Origin of the sequence: Pseudoalteromonas sp. 3D05, assembly GCF_002723455.1 — a bacterium.
In the GTDB taxonomy this organism is placed as follows: Bacteria; Pseudomonadota; Gammaproteobacteria; order Enterobacterales; family Alteromonadaceae; genus Pseudoalteromonas.
The window spans coordinates 267,673-284,797 of sequence record NZ_PDUS01000001.1; the positions used below are offsets into that span (position 1 = coordinate 267,673).

Annotated in this window: 13 protein-coding genes; 8 read left to right on the forward strand and 5 right to left on the reverse strand. The window is 41.2% G+C overall.

All coding sequences use genetic code 11. From position 1 onward, the window contains the following. Positions 1 to 4: 4 nt before the first annotated feature. From CSC79_RS01215 to CSC79_RS01225, 3 genes are read left to right on the forward strand one after another with little or no spacing between them, the layout of a single operon-like run. Positions 5 to 2,005, forward strand: coding sequence for a TonB-dependent receptor (locus CSC79_RS01215; protein ID WP_180270366.1), 2,001 nt, complete (start codon positions 5 to 7; stop codon positions 2,003 to 2,005). Between the two features lie 12 nt (positions 2,006 to 2,017). Continuing rightward, complete coding sequence (locus tag CSC79_RS01220) at positions 2,018 to 3,460, forward strand: DUF3526 domain-containing protein (protein ID WP_099293140.1); 1,443 nt, start codon at positions 2,018 to 2,020, stop codon at positions 3,458 to 3,460. Beyond that, the gene (locus CSC79_RS01225; RefSeq protein WP_099293142.1) at positions 3,453 to 4,814 is read left to right on the forward strand and encodes a DUF3526 domain-containing protein; all 1,362 of its coding nucleotides are present in this window, start codon (positions 3,453 to 3,455) and stop codon (positions 4,812 to 4,814) included. Before CSC79_RS01220 ends, CSC79_RS01225 begins: the two co-directional genes overlap by 8 nt. 53 nt (positions 4,815 to 4,867) lie before the next feature. Here the strand turns inward: CSC79_RS01225 and CSC79_RS01230 are convergent, their stop codons facing one another. Both CSC79_RS01230 and CSC79_RS01235 read right to left on the reverse strand, forming a co-directional pair. Next, the gene (locus CSC79_RS01230) at positions 4,868 to 6,025 is read right to left on the reverse strand and encodes a benzoate/H(+) symporter BenE family transporter (protein ID WP_099293144.1); all 1,158 of its coding nucleotides are present in this window, start codon (positions 6,023 to 6,025) and stop codon (positions 4,868 to 4,870) included. A 372-nt stretch (positions 6,026 to 6,397) separates the two neighbouring features. Then, positions 6,398 to 7,600: an ectonucleotide pyrophosphatase/phosphodiesterase gene (locus tag CSC79_RS01235; RefSeq protein ID WP_099293146.1), complete on the reverse strand. Its 1,203-nt coding sequence runs from the start codon at positions 7,598 to 7,600 to the stop codon at positions 6,398 to 6,400. A 119-nt stretch (positions 7,601 to 7,719) separates the two neighbouring features. On the opposite strand from CSC79_RS01235, the gene dgt reads away from it, so the two are divergent. Together dgt and CSC79_RS01245 are read left to right on the forward strand one after the other, a co-directional pair. Continuing rightward, positions 7,720 to 9,186, forward strand: a complete 1,467-nt coding sequence (gene dgt / locus CSC79_RS01240; RefSeq protein WP_180270372.1) for a dGTPase — start codon at positions 7,720 to 7,722, stop codon at positions 9,184 to 9,186. A 169-nt stretch (positions 9,187 to 9,355) separates the two neighbouring features. Next, on the forward strand, positions 9,356 to 10,909 hold the full coding sequence (locus CSC79_RS01245) for a hypothetical protein (protein WP_143483809.1): 1,554 nt from the start codon (positions 9,356 to 9,358) through the stop codon (positions 10,907 to 10,909). A gap of 293 nt (positions 10,910 to 11,202) precedes the next feature. On the opposite strand, the gene deoD is transcribed toward CSC79_RS01245, so the two are convergent. Then, positions 11,203 to 11,910, reverse strand: coding sequence for a purine-nucleoside phosphorylase (gene deoD, locus CSC79_RS01250; protein WP_058559480.1), 708 nt, complete (start codon positions 11,908 to 11,910; stop codon positions 11,203 to 11,205). After that, positions 11,910 to 13,142: a phosphopentomutase gene (locus tag CSC79_RS01255; protein WP_099293152.1), complete on the reverse strand. Its 1,233-nt coding sequence runs from the start codon at positions 13,140 to 13,142 to the stop codon at positions 11,910 to 11,912. Before CSC79_RS01255 ends, deoD begins: the two co-directional genes overlap by 1 nt. Before the next feature lie 191 nt (positions 13,143 to 13,333). Here CSC79_RS01255 and udk point away from each other — a divergent pair, with 191 nt between their 5' ends. The 3 genes from udk (at position 13,334) to CSC79_RS01270 (ending at position 16,112) form a co-directional block, all read left to right on the forward strand. Further along, positions 13,334 to 13,963, forward strand: a complete 630-nt coding sequence (udk, locus tag CSC79_RS01260) for a uridine kinase (RefSeq protein ID WP_099293154.1) — start codon at positions 13,334 to 13,336, stop codon at positions 13,961 to 13,963. A 19-nt stretch (positions 13,964 to 13,982) separates the two neighbouring features. Further along, positions 13,983 to 15,206 carry a NupC/NupG family nucleoside CNT transporter gene (locus tag CSC79_RS01265; protein WP_099293156.1) on the forward strand — a complete coding sequence of 408 codons (1,224 nt, stop codon included), beginning with the start codon at positions 13,983 to 13,985 and terminating at the stop codon, positions 15,204 to 15,206. Positions 15,207 to 15,392: 186 nt separating this feature from the next. Then, positions 15,393 to 16,112, forward strand: coding sequence for a transporter substrate-binding domain-containing protein (locus CSC79_RS01270; protein WP_099293158.1), 720 nt, complete (start codon positions 15,393 to 15,395; stop codon positions 16,110 to 16,112). A gap of 216 nt (positions 16,113 to 16,328) precedes the next feature. Here CSC79_RS01270 and CSC79_RS01275 read toward each other — a convergent pair whose 3' ends face one another. After that, on the reverse strand, positions 16,329 to 17,096 hold the full coding sequence (locus CSC79_RS01275) for an ABC transporter substrate-binding protein (protein ID WP_237113934.1): 768 nt from the start codon (positions 17,094 to 17,096) through the stop codon (positions 16,329 to 16,331). Positions 17,097 to 17,125 lie beyond the last annotated feature (29 nt).

A 17,125-nucleotide genomic window follows, 5' to 3' on the forward strand; every position in this document is an offset into this window, starting at 1 on the left:
GAACATGTGTAGTACCCGCCTTTCGCCAATTAGCCTTGCGCTATTAACTAGTTTGAGCATTTCAACAGCCGTGTACGCTGACGATGAGCAAAACAAAGATTCAACCTTATTTATTGGTGAAGTGATTGAAGTTATCAACCACAATAATGCTGCAAAAGAGGCACAATTAGTCGGCTCAGTCGACATAATTAACCGCGACCAATTACAAAATGAACATGTAAATGTCACTGTGGATTTATTAAAAAAGGTTCCCGGGGTTTATTTTTCACGTTTTAACCAAGGTATCATCTCCACTGATGTGGCTATTCGTGGCTTTAATGCTGAAGGCTCAATGCCACACACCAAGTTACTGATTGATGGCATCCCTAGTAACTTACACGTAGGCTTAGGCGAAATGGATGCGCTATTTCCTATGGAAGTAGAATCAATTGAAGTTGTAAAAGGCAATCATGATGCGCGCTACGGTTTGCATAACTTAGCGGGCAATCTTAATCTGCGCAGTCGCCGTGATGATGCTAAAGAAGTAGAAGTACTTGCAGGTAGTTTTGATACTTATGAGGCACAAGGTTACTTTGGTGATGTGAAGGACACTTTTTCACAGCATTACTTTGTCGGTGTACGTGAAACCCAAGGGTATCGTGACCATAGTAACTTAGAAAAGCATGTATTGTCTGGCAAATGGTTCTATCAACCAACCAATCAAACCGAAGTAGGCGTAGTTGCACGATATTTTGATTATGAAGCCGATGCACCTGGGTACCTTACAGAGGAAGCGGCAAAACGCGATGCAACCCAATCAGCTGATTACGCTAAACATGACAGTGGTGATAAACAAACTCAGCACCTTAGTGTTCATGTTGATCATACGTTGGATAAGCAGTGGCATCTAAGTGTCAAAACCTATATTCAACAATTTGATCGCCATCGCTACATTCAATACACCGCCTCTTCTGCTCAACAAGAACGACTAGAGAAGGATCGCCAATACGGTGCTATTGCAACGTTAAGCGCTGTGCTGAATCCATCTTGGTTATTAACCATGGGCCTTGATTATCAAGCGCAAGACAATACCAATGAGCGTTTTAGAACCATTGAGAAAACCCGCCAATTGCAATTTCGTGATTGGGACTTTGATTACAATAATGTCGGTGGATTTACGCAACTTCAGTACCGAGGTGAGCGACTATTGTTAAGCGGTGGCCTTCGCCTCGATAGCTTTTCGGGCGACTTAGTTGATGGTATCAACCAACAAACCAAAGCAATCAACGATGATGGGGTGATTTTACAACCCAAATTAAATGCCTTGTATGAACTCACCGATTCACTGAATATTTTTGCGAACTATGGCGTTAGTTTTCAAGCGCCCACAGGCAGTAAAGCCTACCTTAGTGAAAACAACCCTGGCTTTGAGTTTTCTAAAAACTATGGTTATGAAACCGGCGCAAAGTGGCAGTTATTTGAGTGGTTGAATACGCGAGTGTCTATTTGGCAGCAAGATGCTAAAGATGAATTAACGCCAAAAACAGATGGTTCGGGCGGCTTTGATAATATTGGTGAAACTAAACGACGAGGTTGGGACCTCGCCTTTAGTGCAGATATAAACTCTAAATGGTCCAGCTTTGCATCATATACCCGTCAGGAAGCCAAACTGGTTGAACCTGGTGAAACTAAAATAGCGCAAAAAGGTAACTGGTTATTAGGCGTGCCGGAGTTTACAGCTACGGCCGGTGTTATTTATCGCCCAAGTGAGAAGCTAAAAACGGCAGTCTACGGGCATTTTCAAGGTGATTATTACGTAAGTAACGTCGTACAAAACAAGCAATACGGCGATTATAAGCTCGTTGATTTAGCCATTAATTATGATTTAGGTTGGGGTAATGCAGGCTTTAGAGTCAACAACCTATTTGACAGTTACTCGGACTATGTTTACTTGGTTGGCGATGAAACAATCCATTCTCCTAGCGATGGTCGTTCAGTCAATTTAAGTCTGTCATATCGATTTTAAAAGGAATGCTACATGTCTAATGGAATAAGTTGGCACGTGTGTAAACACGAGCTAAAACAAAAAGCAAAAAATAACACGCTTTGGTTGTTGTTTGCCTTGATGCAACTGTTACTCGCCGTTGCTTTATTTACCAGTTGGCAGCAGTACCAACAAAGCCGCGCGTTGCAAATTAGCTCACAACAGTTAGTTGAGCAACAGTGGCTAGCACAACCCGACAGACACCCACACAGGGTGGCTCACTTTGGTCACTTTGCTTTTCGCCCTCCCAGTGCATTGAGTTATTTTGATATTGGTGTGAATAACTGGGTAGGTAACAGCGTATTTTTAGAGGCCCACAAGCAAAACAGTGCAAACTTTGCCAAAGATGATCAAGCTGCAACCTTACTTAGGTTCTCTGAATTATCCGTGGCTAATTTGCTTTTATTTGTTTGGCCTTTAGTGTTAATTGGATTGGGGTTCTCTACAATAAGTGGCGACCAAGAGCGCGGTACGCTTAAACAAATGTTGGCTGTGGGTGTTAAGTTTTCGCATTTATTATGCGGAAAAGGCTTAGCTTATACACTATTAAGCGGTGCATTTTTATTACCTGTTTTTATAGTCTCTATTGTATTGTCATTGGCCAGCGATGCTGTGTTTACTAGTGATGTGTTTTATAGAATTGGGCTGTTATTTGTTCTGTACTTGGCCTATTGCGTATTTTGGATAAGTGTTGTGCTTTTAGTATCAAGCCTCTCTCGATTGCCAAAGCACAGTTTAACGGCATTAGTAACGTTATGGTTTGTATTGCTCGTGCTGACCCCTCGCACGTTGGCTGATATAGCACAGCAATTACACCCCCATAAAAGCCGTAATATGCTGTCTCTCGCTGTACAGAGCGACATTCGTAAAGTGGGGAATAGCCACAACCCGAACGATCCCCATTTTAATGAATTCAAACAACAAATTCTGAAGAAATATGCGGTAGAAACAGTAGAAGATTTGCCAGTTAACTATCGGGGTCTCATCATGCAAGAAGGTGAGCGTATTAGTGCTGAAATTTATCAACGCCATTACCAACATCAGCTAGATCTGTTTAATGCTCAACAGGCATTTATTAGCAAATTTTACTGGCTTAACCCTTACTTAGCGGTCAGAGACTTATCGATGGCAATTAGTGGCGTAGACAGCAGGCACTTTTTTAATTTTGAACAACAAGCCGAACAGCATCGGTTTGAACGTACTCAAGGCTTAAATAAGATACATACCCACGAGATTGATCACCACAACGACCGCGAACAACGCGTATCGTCATCGATGTGGCAGAACTTTCCTAAATTTGATTATCAGCCTGCTTCACTTAGTTGGTCTTTAAAGCACAGTTTTGTGGCGGTTAGCTCATTTGGACTTATCACTTTAATACTGCTGGCTGTGTTGATCACACCACGCATCCAACGTAAGGCGTTTATTCATGCTTAAATTTGAACTTAAACGATTACTTTCGCCGCGCGCCAACCAAATTAGTTTATTGGTGTTTGTACTTAGTGCGTTGCTGGCGATTTTTTTAGGGGCCAACGCCTATAAAAATATACGTAAAGACCAAGTCATTGCGAATATTGTGTTTGACAAAGAACGCGCTCATTTAAAAGAAAGGGGCAACCTGCCCGAGATGGGATCGCTCGCTTACTATGCTAAAGCACCTACACAATGGCAATTGTCGCCTTGGGCTGCGCTGTTTACTGGGCAGAGTCAAAATAACTTAGCGGCAATGAAAATAAACGCACTGGCCTTACAGGGTCAAATTTATAACAAGGAGGTGATCAACCCCAGTAAACATCGTGCTGGAGGGTTTGATTTAGGCTTTGTACTTGCTTATATACTTCCCATTCTAATTGGTGTGTTGTGCGTTAACTTGCTTAGTGATGAGCGTCAATCAGGGCGGTTTAGATTGCTGAGTGCGTTTGCTGGCAATGCAGCAAAAAAAATCCTTATACGCGCACTATTGTTACGCTTTTATATGGTATCAGGGCTAATTGTTATTTTATTTATCGTGGCTGCAGTGTTGCTTTCTTTACCGCTAAACGGGGTGTTTCTATCGGTGGTTGGGCTGAGCATTACGTATTGTGCTCTGTGGTTTCTAATTGCTGGCGTTATTGTGAGTTTAAACCTAACAGGGTTATTCAATAGCCTTGCATTTATTAGCGTTTGGCTTGTTTTTGCAGTATTGATCCCCGGAGCCATCCATTTAGTTTTAAACCAACAATACACGCAACAACCGGCTTTACAAGCCAGTGTTGAACAACGTTTAATCTTAAATGATGGCTGGGATCAAGACATGCAAGCGGCGCTGACGCGCTTTAGTAAACAGTACCCTCAGTTTAGTGAGAAACTTAGCTTTGAAGGGCGGTTTCATTGGAAATGGTATTATGCCATGCATCAACTCAGTGACTTAGCTGTGCAAGAGCATTGGCAGGCGCACCTTGCTTTACAGCAAGCCCGAGATAACAGTTTATCGCGCATTGATTGGTTGTCACCAAACTTAGTGTATCAACGCGCCCTCAATTCGTTTTCAGGCACTGATACACTCGCTTATCAACGCTATCTGTTGCAAGTGAGCGCATACCATAAACAGGTCAGTGAATTTATTTACCCCTATTTATTTAATGACACCCCGGTGACAAATGCTGATCTTGATCTATTTCCAGCGTTTGAGCCAAGTATAAGCCCTGTCAGAAGCAATGAATTATATTATGGCATTGTTTTATTTGTGATTCTGTGTGGCTTGTTCACGGCTATTATTCGCATACGCTTTAGGCACCTCGCGGTTACTTAAGCCTTTAACATTCAAGTGATAACGTGCTTTGCCAGCATGTTATCACTTTAAATTCACCGCCTAGGTATTAACCACAGCGTGAGCGCTCCCGCCAAAATACCCCAAAATGCAGAGCCAATAGAGTAGAAACTTAAATCTGAAGCGGTTACTAAAAATGTGATTATTGCAGCTTCTGTATAATAACTATCAGACAATGCTTGCTGTAAGCTAGACGCTATCGTGGTGAACAATGCAATGCCTGCTAAAGCGAGAATAAGCGCCTGCGGCAAACTGGCCACTAACCCAACTAAAGTAGCCGCACCTATGGCCATTAAGATATAAAAAATCCCCCCTGCAATACTGGCCCAATAGCGCTTATTGGGGTCTTTATCAGCATCTTCGCTCATGCATATTGCAGCTGTTATTGCCGCAAGGTTGATGGCATAACCACCAAATGGAGCTATTAGTATATTTGTAAAACCCGTCACGTTAAGTGATGCTGAGATAGGCGCGGGGTAATTATGCGCCTTTAAAACAGCAATGCCAGGCAGGTTTTGTGACGTCATAGTGACTATATACAGTGGAATACCTATACTGATCATGGCTTGTACGTTAAATTCTGGCGCAATAAAAGTAAATTCACTCATTTTCCATTGCCAACTACTGGTATCAATCTGCCCTGTAGCTCCTGCCATAACAAAGCCTGCAACAAGCACCATCAACATAGTAAATCTAGGCATTAGTCGCTTGCACAGCAAATAGGTTAAAACCATAGCACTGATTATTAGCGGTTTTTCACCCATAAAGTTAAAGACATCAATACCAAACGTGACCAACACACCGGCTAACATTGCACAGGCTACTTGACTGGGGATCCGCTGCATCACTTTTTCAAACCACCCTGTCACCCCTGATATAAAAACCAACAGAGCACTGAGCATAAATGCTCCTACAGCCTGATTCAAACTAAAACCTTGTGCGCTCGTGATCAACAATGCTGCGCCAGTTGTTGACCAAGCAATTAGAATAGGTAGCTTGTAATAATAAGATAAAGCAATGGAGGTGCCACCCATTGCAAGACCTAACATCAGTATCCAACTTGCCACTAAATCAGGGGTCCCCCCGAGTACGATTACAACTTGGTATATCAATGCTATCGAACTGGTAAAACCGATTATCACCGCGACCAACCCTGCGGTTGTCCGGTTTAATAATTGATCTGATAGCTGCATAAAGCGCCTAGAATAGAAATGTGTTTAGCACTTATTTATACATAGATTAACTCACGGTGCTAGGAACAAAGTTAAAACTATGACTAAGGTCTATACCTAAACCACCTCAAAATGCAGAATTCAGCGTTTCACAGGGGCTTAATATTAAGGCGTTACTTTGCAGTAATGGCAGTTACTTAAAAAGTAACAACGACGAAAATAAGTGCCGCTGAAACGCCCTGCGGGTTGCTTTAAAAGCGGTTTATACTGCATTATTGATTTTAACAAGGGAACAAACATTAGTTGCAATCAATGCCTTGCCTAAATCGCTTTTAATTCCAACTGCATCTTGAGGTGGCTCAGGTATAAACATGTAAACAATTAAAATATTTATTATTCAACCAAAGCGGGGAGCAGTGTTTTTCCGTCACCGTCTATTTCGTTGAGTATTTTTAGTCCTAGCACGTTTGCAATAAGCGGATAAATATCAAGATTGTTAACCTCTTTAAGAACTAGATTTTGCTTAAATGCAGGCCCTTGCGCCACAAATGTTGCCGCCATATCCTCACTATAAGCATAACCATGGGTGCCTAAATAATTAATATGTTCTTTGTTTGCAAATGCCTTAGGTGCAGCAGTTTGTAAAATTATATCGCCCGTTCGGCCATTATTTTTGTAGTGATAAGCCTCTCGCTGACTATCGCTTAACACGATATAACGCCCTTTTGCAGCTTTAACTAACCGCTGCTTATAAGCTAATATTTGTGCTCGTGTAGTACCTTGATTGGCATAAATAAGTACCCGAGGGCCAGTATTTTTTAGCATAAACGCATCATCTTTTGGCAAGGTTTTTAACGCAATACTTTGCTCAGGATCGACTTGGCTCATACCATGATCGGACACTAGTACTAAATTAGCATTAATCGACAATTTGTTGATTCGACTATGTAGCTGCCCCATTAAATTATCTAGCTGTTGAACTGCGTCTTGGGTTTGCATTGCATCAGGGCCAAACTCGTGACCAGCACTGTCTACTAAAGAGAAGTAACTGATCACTAAACGTGGCCGTTGTTCTTTTGGCAGTGTTAGCCATTGCACGATTTGATCAACTCTTTTTTGATAATCACTGTGTTTTGAGTAATGGTAATAATAATCGGGTAACATGCCGTTAAAGCGGGCGTCAGATTCAGGCCAAAAATAGGTTGCCGACTTTAGCCCTTGCATCGACGCTAAATTCCAAAGTGGAATGCCACTTAACCACGTACTGTCGTCTTTTCCCTTACCCATACTGTAACAGTCGCTTCGTTTTGAATCACAAAAACGATTTTCAACAACACCATGGTTTATTGGCAGTAAACCCGTAACCATCGATATATGGTTTGGAAATGTTTTTGTTGGGTAGACGGGCCGCATTTTTTGGCCTCTTACCCCTTGCTCTGCAATATGAGCGATATTTTTAGCGCCGTGCTTTTCAATGTAATCCCAACGAAAACCATCAAGAGAAATAAGCACAACGGTTTGCTCTTCATTAGCCTTGGCTGTGAAGCTAAGTAGTAACAATGTGATGGTAGATAAGTAGAGAAATAGCTGACGCATTAAAATGCTCCTAAAGGTGTGTCACTAACATGATAAAAAAATTTGTCCGACAATAAAATACCTTTACCTATTATTTCAAGCTGTTAGATTTAAGACATAGACCAAATATGAATGGATTTATTATGATCGACTTTCAAAAGAAAATAACACCCGCCAGAACCGAGCGTAGCACAGCTAACCTAAACATGGCATTGGAAAGCGATCGTGGTCGAATAATCAACAGTGCGGCCATTAGGCGCTTACAGCAAAAAACTCAAGTATTCCCATTGGAGCGCAACGCAGCGGTTCGCTCAAGGCTGACACACTCACTTGAAGTCCAGCAAGTAGGTCGGTTCATCGTGCAACGAATTTTTCACTTTTTAACCCAAGAGCAAATTATTGATTATGGCTTAAAGGATTTAGAGCGACCATTAGAAAGCTTAGTTGAAATGGCCTGCCTAATGCACGATATTGGCAACCCGCCGTTTGGTCATTTTGGTGAGGCGGCTATTAATAAGTGGTTTCAGGCTCATTTAGCCAGTGTTGCACCAGAGCGCTGCCAAACCCCTAATACTGGTATTAATGTTATTTTTAAGCACTTAATTGAAGACATTCAAAACTTTGAGGGCAATGCACAAGGCATTCGTATTGTGCATTCATTGCTCAGCTTAAACTTAACCTACAGTCAAACGGCAGGAATTTTAAAATATACTCGCCCAGCGAGTATGGCAAAAAAAGACAGTCCAAAAGATAAAAACTACCTGATGAAAAAAGTAGGATACTACTTCAGCGAGAAGCCGTTTATTGAAGCACTGCAAAATGAGCTTGAAATCAATCAATACTGTCGTCACCCAGCAAGCTATATTATGGAAGCTGCGGATGATATCTCCTACTGCTTAGCAGACATAGAAGACGCTGTAGAAAAAGGCATTATCAGTGTTGAGTTGTTATGCGATAAATTAAAACACCAATATAAACGCACCCTTATTAATCTAACTATTGATGATACTGAACATTTAAATTTCGTTGAGAAAGCAATTGATTACGCGCTCAATAAAGCCGCCACTCAACCTTATAATTTTAATAGTGAGTTTTTTATTTATTTGAGGGTGTCGTTACTGCACCCACTTGTCAACCATGCGGCAAGTCGCTTTATTGAACATATTGAGGCTATCTATCATGGTGATTTTAACCATGCTCTTCTTGAAGACAATAGCCACTTACATGCAGTTACTAAAACATTAAAGCAAGTGGCGCTTGAACATGTATTCAACCACCAAGAAGTAGGGAAATTAGAGTTACAAGGATATCGTATTATTACCGGATTGCTTGACTGCTATAAGCCTTTATTAGCCCTTAACTACGATGAATTTAAACGAATAATAAAAGGCGATGCAACATTTTTGATTGAGTCTAGATTAATAAAGAAGCTTTCTAATAAACACCTTAATAGTTATCAAAAAGCGATAGATACCTTAACCGACGAGCCCGATCACTTTGCTGCCTATGAGTTTTACTATCGTTGTCGCCTTATTCAAGATTACATAAGTGGTATGACTGACCAGTTTGCGTACGATGAATACCGCTCATTAATGGCCATTGACTGATAGTAGCTCTGTTAAATAAACTGGTGACGAGCAAAACCTTCATCAGTTTATTTAAATTTTGCTTGCTTGAATAACATTCTCGAACGGGCGTTGCTAATTGCTTGCTAGATAATTTGCCAGAGTAATATTAAACTAAGACTATTGTTTTTTTATCATTAAATGAGCGCCAATGACTTTTATTATACGTCTTTTCTTTTTGACGTTGCTTAGCTGTAGTTTTAGCACTACGGCAAAATACAACGAAGCGATGTGTATTTTGTATAAACAACAGATGCAACAATTTAGTGATGATAAAAGCAGTCGCAGTTACCGAAATGCACGAAGGGACTTTAATAAAAATTGCAGTAATCCACCACCTGTTGAAAATAAACCTCAGCAAACTATTGCAGAGCCAGCGCCAATTATAAAAAGTCAAAGCACTCAACAAAACAAAGATACGAGCAATGACCTCAATAATGTTAACGAGCAAAGCGCCGTAGAAGATACGCTATCTATAAACGAAACTGTAAACCCCCTTGACGAAATTGACACACCAGCTCAATCAAAGCTTAAATTATCTGAATCAGATATAAAAGAAACAAAGACTGTGGCTGATCAAAACCCGTTGGTTGAGGTCGATAATGAGCAAGAAATAAAGTCCAACGCTCAAGAGACTCCCATTGAGTCGCAACCGAAGCCAGCTATAAAAGCCGCTAACGTGCAAACCAGTACAGCCGCTACTCCGGCTATTGCATCACCTGTCATAGCCGCAAGTGGCCAATCAACATCATTGACCACGCCGATGCTTATTATCGTGTTAGTGTTACTGATTGCTGGATTAGTGATTTATAAACTTCGCATTAAAAAGCAATCAGCTGATTCACCCACAACCCTTACCAGTAACGCAGTGGTAACGCCTGCCACAATGCCGACCCAGCAAGACTCGCAGCCAACGCCACTATCGGATTCAAAAACAGACATGGGTGCATTAAACACAGATGCAGCAGCACCTGAAAAGGAATTGCCCATAGAGCAAGACATAGATGAGCCCAACGCACACACAGTTAAACCTGAGGTTGTAAATACGCCTTCAGTAGACTCAACCGAACAACTCGAAGCCGACACAGCAGATGATGAGCTGAATGAATATAGCGAGCGCGAGATAGAGCCTATTGCACCGGTAACGCACGACGAACCAAACTATGAACCTGCCGATGAGTCACCAATGTCACGTATTAAAAACGAACATGACTTTAAAGAGCCTGAAGTACGTACATTTGACCCTGATGCCCCCTTGCCTGGGCAGAAAAAAGAATCGCCCGCGCAAGTTCTAGTTGAAAAGACTCCTATTGATACTCTAAAAGAAGACTCTCCCGCTGATCTAGCTGATGCCACGCAAGAACATTCACGAGAGCATGGTAGCCATCAAGATGCGTTAGATCAGAAGCTGCCTGAGCAAACATTTGAACAGCCAGAAAACATCAACACCGAAGAGCATGAGATTGAACAAGCGCTCAATACATTAAATACACAAATTGCTGAGCAAGACAGTTCTTCAACAAGTGCAGATGAAACATCTGAAAAACAAGTTAAAGCCAATCCATTTGCAAACCTATCGTTAGACCCAACATGGGATCCTAACACAAAGGAAAAACCAACTATCGAGCCCAAAAAAGCGGTTCCAAAGTCAGCTGAACTCATTGCAGCAGAAGAACGAGCTAAGCAGTTGAAGACCGATGAATAAGACCAATACGCAATAATACTTAATCATTTTGCGGGGCTAAACGTGTCGCTACCTGCGTTAAAAAATTTTTATTTAGAACAACTAAATAGTGAATTTTTTGCCTGGTTATCACACGTTTTTCTACTCTCAAAATAGATCACTTAATTAAGCGAATTGGTATAAAACGAGGTGAGCCTTTTTTGCGCTAACTGAGGCATAAAAAAAGCCGCATAAATGCGGCTTTGGGAGGTTAGTCTCACTGTATTTGGGCGTGTCTCCAAACGAGTGAATACGTTACCAAGGAACTTTGTTGATTACGCCTCTACTGACTCAAGCGCAATCTTAACCATTTCATTAAATGTACTTTGACGCTCATCGCTCGGTGTAGCTTCACCAGTGATCACGTGGTCACTGACGGTGAATAACGCCATGGCTTTTGCACCGTATTCAGCTGCAACGCCATACATACCTGCTGTTTCCATATCGACAGCTAACATACCTAACTTATCAAGCTCTTGATAAAAAGTATTGTCAGCTTGATAGAAGGTGTCAGTGGTAAAAACGTTACCTACTTTCGCTTTGATACCTAACTCTTTAGCAGCATTTACACCGTTTAAAAGTAAGTCAAAATCTGCAATAGCCGAGAAGTCATAACCACGTACGCGAGCACGGTTTACGTTTGAATCTGTGCTGGCACCTTGTGCAAAGATAACATCACGAATTTTAATGTCGCTACCAATACCGCCACATGTGCCGATACGAATAAGGTTTTCAACGCCGTAACTAACAATCAATTCACGGGCATAAATTGACATAGATGGAATACCCATCCCAGACCCCATAATACTTACAGGCTTACCTTTGTAGGTACCGGTAAAGCCATACATATTACGAACGCCTGTTACTTTAACTGCGTTATCAAGAAAGTTTTCTGCAATATATTGCGCGCGTAGTGGATCGCCTGGCATTAAAACCGTTTTTGCGAAATCACCGTTGTTCGCTTCGATATGCGGAGTACTCATTATTCGTTTCCTTTTACAATTGGCGTTTTTAGCTTGTCGATAAAGCCTTCACCATAGTCAAGTGCAGGTAAGTTAAACCACTGGGCAAGGGTTTGACCTATGTCTGCAAAACTAGCACGTTCACCAAGGGCCGTATTTTCGAGACCTGGTTGGTACGCAATTACAGGCACATATTCTCGGGTGTGCTCACTGCCCGGGAATGTTGGGTCACAACCGTGATCCGCTGTAATTATTAAAATATCATCATCATTTAGCTGATTAAGTATAGTCGGTAAAAAGTCATCAAACTCTTTAAGTGCTTTGGCATACCCTACAGGGTTGCGACGGTGACCAAACTTTTCGTCAAAATCAACGAGGTTTGTAAAAATCAAACTATGATCTGGCGCAGTGGCCATTACCTCTGTCGTTTTTTCAAGTAAATTTTGTAAGCCTGGGGCTTTATGTTTTTGGGTAATACCTTGGTGTGCATAAATGTCTGCAATTTTACCAATGCTAATTACTTCGCCGCCGTCATCTGCTAATTTATCTAGCAATGTTGGTGCTGGCGGTAATACTGAATAATCACGACGATTGCCCGTTCTAGCAAAGTCTTGACTATTTGAACCCAAAAATGGCCGCGCAATCACTCGTCCTATGTTCATTTCATCAAGCAGCGCCCGTGTGATTTCGCAGACCTGATAAAGTTTTTCTAGACCGAAAGTTTGTTCATGCGCGGCTATTTGAAACACGCTATCAGCTGAGGTGTAACAAATTGGCATACCTGTTTTGATATGCTCTTCACCTAGCTGTTCTAAAATAGTGGTTCCTGATGCATGGCAGTTACCTAAAATGCCAGGAATACCGGTACGAGCAATTAACTCGTCAATAAATTCTTGTGGAAAACAAGGCTGTGTATTCGGGAAATAACCCCAATCAAATAACACAGGTACACCCGCCATTTCCCAATGACCTGATGGTGTATCTTTACCGCTTGAGAGTTCTTTAGCATAACCCCATGCTGCAATGGGTGTTTGACGGTCGCTAATTAAGCAAGGCTCTTTGCCTGCGGCTTCACACGCATCAACCAATCCTAATAGCGATAAGTTAGGCAGCGAAAGTTGTTCGCCCGTTTCTTCTGAGTAAGCTTTCAGTAGATGTGCAAATGTGTTTGCGCCTAAATCACCGAATTTATCAGCGTCAGGAGCAGCGCCTATGCCTAAGCTATCAGCCATTAATATAATTGCTCTTGCCATACTCACCTCGTTTATCCAATGTGGCTACTTTATCCGCTGTTGCTTTTTACCGTACAGGACATAAGTCCTGTTTCATAAAACCTAAACATTATAAATTTCACATCTTAGAGCGAAGCAAGAGAGATTAATCGTGTCTTTTTTGCTATTGTGATCTACCAACAATGTATCCTTATGTGTGGATGAGAACTTTAGTGACACGAACAATAATAGCTATTGCTGGCGCTTCTGCGTCGGGCAAATCTCTTTTTAGCCAAACTATTTACAATGAATTGGTTAATGAGCTTGAACCAGGCGCTATCGCCGTGATCGAAGAAGATGCGTATTACAATGATCAATCGCATTTACCGTTTGACCATCGAACGCAAACGAACTACGACCACCCAGATGCGTTTGAACATGAGTTGATGTGTAAACACCTAACTCAATTACGCAATGGAGAAGCAGTCGAAGTTCCAACTTATGATTACGCCCAGCACACGCGTAGCGACAAAACACGCACCGTGATGCCAGCAGAAATTCTCATAGTTGAAGGGATTTTATTGCTTAGCGATAACGCGCTAAATAAAGAATTTGATATCAAAGTGTTTATTGATACACCGCTTGATATTTGCCTAATGCGCCGTATGCAACGTGATATGGAGCAACGAGGCAGAACATTACAGTCCGTTGTTGAACAATATCAAGCGACGGTGAGACCGATGTTTTATCAGTTCATTGAGCCCTCAAAGCACAAGGCTGATTTAGTGGTCACACGTGGCGGCATGAATCGTGTTGCGATTGATATAATTAAAAGTAAAATAAAATATTTACTGCAAAAATAACAACGGGAAATAACTAAACATGACAACATTTATGAGCTTAGTCGGCATGTGTGTGCTGCTAGGCATTGCTTTTGCGGCATCAACCAACCGCAAAGCTATTAGTTTAAGAACGGTGGGTATTGCGTTTGCCATGCAGTTCATTATTGGCGGGTTTGTGCTGTTTTTCGAAGCAGGTAAAAACGCCTTAGTAAGCATGTCAAAAGCCGTATCATCGGTAATTGGTTTTGCCAATGACGGAATATCTTTCTTATTCGGTCCTCTTGCCAGCCAAGATACCTTAGGGTTTATTTTTGCGGTACAAGTTTTGCCGGTTATTGTGTTTTTCTCTGCGCTTGTTGCAGTGCTTTATCACATTGGCATTATGGACTGGATTATAAGAATCCTCGGCGGTGGTTTACAAAAACTATTAAAAACATCGCGTACAGAATCGCTTTCAGCGACCGCCAACATTTTTGTTGGTCAAACTGAAGCACCGTTAATAGTAAAGCCATTTATTGCAACCATGACTAAGTCGGAATTGTTTGCAGTTATGGTCGGCGGCCTAGCCACTGTAGCAGGCTCTGTGATGGCCGGTTACGTTATTATTGGCGTAGAACTTAAGTATTTAATTGCTGCCAGCTTTATGGCCGCACCGGGTGGGTTCTTAATGGCCAAGATGATTGTGCCAGAGACCGAAACCCCAAAAGACACATTGGCCGATCTTGATGATAATGAAGATAAGCCAGTAAATGTGATTGATGCAGCTGCATCAGGCGCAGCAAACGGTATGCATTTAGCACTTAATGTTGGTGCCATGTTATTAGCATTCGTTGCTTTAATCGCGCTTTTAAACGGTTTATTAGGTGGTATTGGTGGCTGGTTTGATTACCCGACACTGACACTGCAAGAAATTTTAGGTTATATATTTGCTCCAGTTGCTTGGTTACTGGGTGTACCGTGGAGTGAAGCAATTATAGCCGGCAGTTTTATTGGTCAAAAGTTAGTAGTGAACGAGTTTGTAGCTTACTTAGACTTTATAAATTATCGCGATACGTTAAGTGCGCACACACAAGCGATTGTCACATTCGCGTTATGTGGGTTTGCTAACTTATCATCGATAGCTATTTTACTAGGTGGATTAGGCGGTATGGCGCCTAGTCGGCGAAAGGATATCGCACGCTTAGGGCTCAGAGCAGTGTTAGCAGGATCTATGGCTAACCTTATGAGCGCCGCAATTGCAGGTTTTTTCCTCTCGCTAGCTTAGAAACTTTGAGATGAGCCTTAGTTGCAAAACAATAGGATAACGCTTTAAGGGGTTAAAGCATTATCTGACTTGAACGATACTTCACCAAGGGCCGCAAGGCCCTTTTATCGTTTTAATACCTATAACTTTTCATATTCTCACCTTTGTTACTATACTGATCCCATCACGGCAAATTAAGGTTAATTAATGCGAGTACTGTTTTACTCATTGCTAATGCTGTTTCCAGTATTAAGCCTATGCCAGCCCCAAGTCCAAGTGGTGACTGAACTTTCACCGCCTAATCAAACTCGAATAAATGATGAAGTTGCAGGTACCAGTACCAACATTGTAAAAATGATATTAGAGACAGCTGCTGTAGACGCTTCCTTCTCTATTTATCCTTGGGCCCGGGCATACAAGCTTGCCAGCCAGGTAAATAACACGCTCATATACAGCCTAGCTAGAACCCCTGAGAGAGAAAAGCTATTTCACTGGATTGGCCCTGTGGCGCAATTTAAATTAGGTTTTGTGAAGCTCTCAGAGCGAAAGAGTATTAAAATAACGAATCTAGAACAGGCAAAAAAATACAAAGTAGCGGTTCAACGGCATGACTTGGCTTTTCAATTTTTATCAAAGCATGGCTTTGATTTACTGATAACTTCAGATATCAAGAAATCTTATCACTTATTACTTGCGAACAAAGTAGATCTAATCATCGATGATGAAAACTTCATACAGGATATGGCTGATCACTTAGCTATCGATCACAATAAACTCAACTTCACATACCCAATTGATGAGCTTGAGGTCAGAGGTTTTTTAGCCGCAAATATAAATACCCAAAATGAAATAGTGGAATCATTAAGAAAGGCATTCAGTGAAGTGAAAGAAACAAACGAATATAAAAAATTAATAAACAATAATTAACCTAAGCCCTGGTTAAGAGGTGTACCAATATATTGATATTAAATAACAAATATATTGATATTAAATAACAAATGTATTTATCAGTCTTCAGCCGGGGACTTTTAGCCATAACAAGGCTAGTTTATGCGTCAATAGCTAGGCTATTACAAGTTAATTCAACGCAGGTAGCGCTTAAAGTAGGGTTTATTATCAAAGATTCAGGCTAATTAGTTTATTTTAATCATCCTTTTTTAAATAAGGCAGCCTAAATTGCTCAAGGCCATCAATCTCTTTTAATGCTGCCAACTCGTGATTAAACTTATCCACAATCTCTTTGGGCACCGATTTATTAAACGCCAGGTAGTTCCCTTTTAGTTTATCTACGGGTAATTCAATCAACTTAACTACGTCAGCGCTATTGTGGCCATATTGCTGCAATTGATAATCAAGCAAAGATTCTGAACCGAGAATCAAATCTATTTTATTTTTAAAAAATAAATTAATGTACTCGTAATGATGGGCAAAGTTTAAGAGGTTTTTATCTTTTACAAAACCAATGTTATGCACTAATGGCTCATACACATCACCACGTGCCAATCCTAACGTGTAAGCACTTAATTGACTCAGCTCAGTCGGGTTTATGTGGTCGCTACTTGCGAGTCGATAAAAAAATGTACGTGAAGAGGCTAAAGGACCGACCCATTGAAATAATGACTCTCGCTCAGGTGAGCGTGCTGTCGAAACTAGTCCTGATGATTGATTTTTTTGAGCCAAATAATAAGCCCGTGTCCACGGTAATAACTCAAACTGGCAATCAACGTTAACGCGTTTACATAAGGCACGAGTGATATCAAGGTTAATACCTTGCAGCTGACCTTTATTGGAAAAATTATACGGTGGGAAATGCTCTGTATATATAGTAATTAAAGGCTTGGCATAGCCTATAGCCGAAAAAATAAAGCAACAAAGAAGTACAAAAACGTTACGGATAATTTGCTCCGACAAACACACATTTAATTACTAATAATAGGCAG

What these genes read in the sequence shown, in the direction of transcription:
- CSC79_RS01215 (WP_180270366.1), top strand. Translation starts at nt 5, where the DNA reads ATGTGTAGTACCCGCCTTTCGCCAATTAGCCTTGCGCTATTAACTAGT.
- CSC79_RS01220 (WP_099293140.1), top strand. Translation starts at nt 2,018, where the DNA reads ATGTCTAATGGAATAAGTTGGCACGTGTGTAAACACGAGCTAAAACAA.
- CSC79_RS01225 (WP_099293142.1), top strand. Translation starts at nt 3,453, where the DNA reads ATGCTTAAATTTGAACTTAAACGATTACTTTCGCCGCGCGCCAACCAA.
- CSC79_RS01230 (WP_099293144.1), bottom strand. Translation starts at nt 6,025, where the DNA reads ATGCAGCTATCAGATCAATTATTAAACCGGACAACCGCAGGGTTGGTC.
- CSC79_RS01235 (WP_099293146.1), bottom strand. Translation starts at nt 7,600, where the DNA reads ATGCGTCAGCTATTTCTCTACTTATCTACCATCACATTGTTACTACTT.
- CSC79_RS01245 (WP_143483809.1), top strand. Translation starts at nt 9,356, where the DNA reads ATGACTTTTATTATACGTCTTTTCTTTTTGACGTTGCTTAGCTGTAGT.
- deoD (WP_058559480.1), bottom strand. Translation starts at nt 11,910, where the DNA reads ATGAGTACTCCGCATATCGAAGCGAACAACGGTGATTTCGCAAAAACG.
- CSC79_RS01255 (WP_099293152.1), bottom strand. Translation starts at nt 13,142, where the DNA reads ATGGCAAGAGCAATTATATTAATGGCTGATAGCTTAGGCATAGGCGCT.
- CSC79_RS01265 (WP_099293156.1), top strand. Translation starts at nt 13,983, where the DNA reads ATGACAACATTTATGAGCTTAGTCGGCATGTGTGTGCTGCTAGGCATT.
- CSC79_RS01270 (WP_099293158.1), top strand. Translation starts at nt 15,393, where the DNA reads ATGCGAGTACTGTTTTACTCATTGCTAATGCTGTTTCCAGTATTAAGC.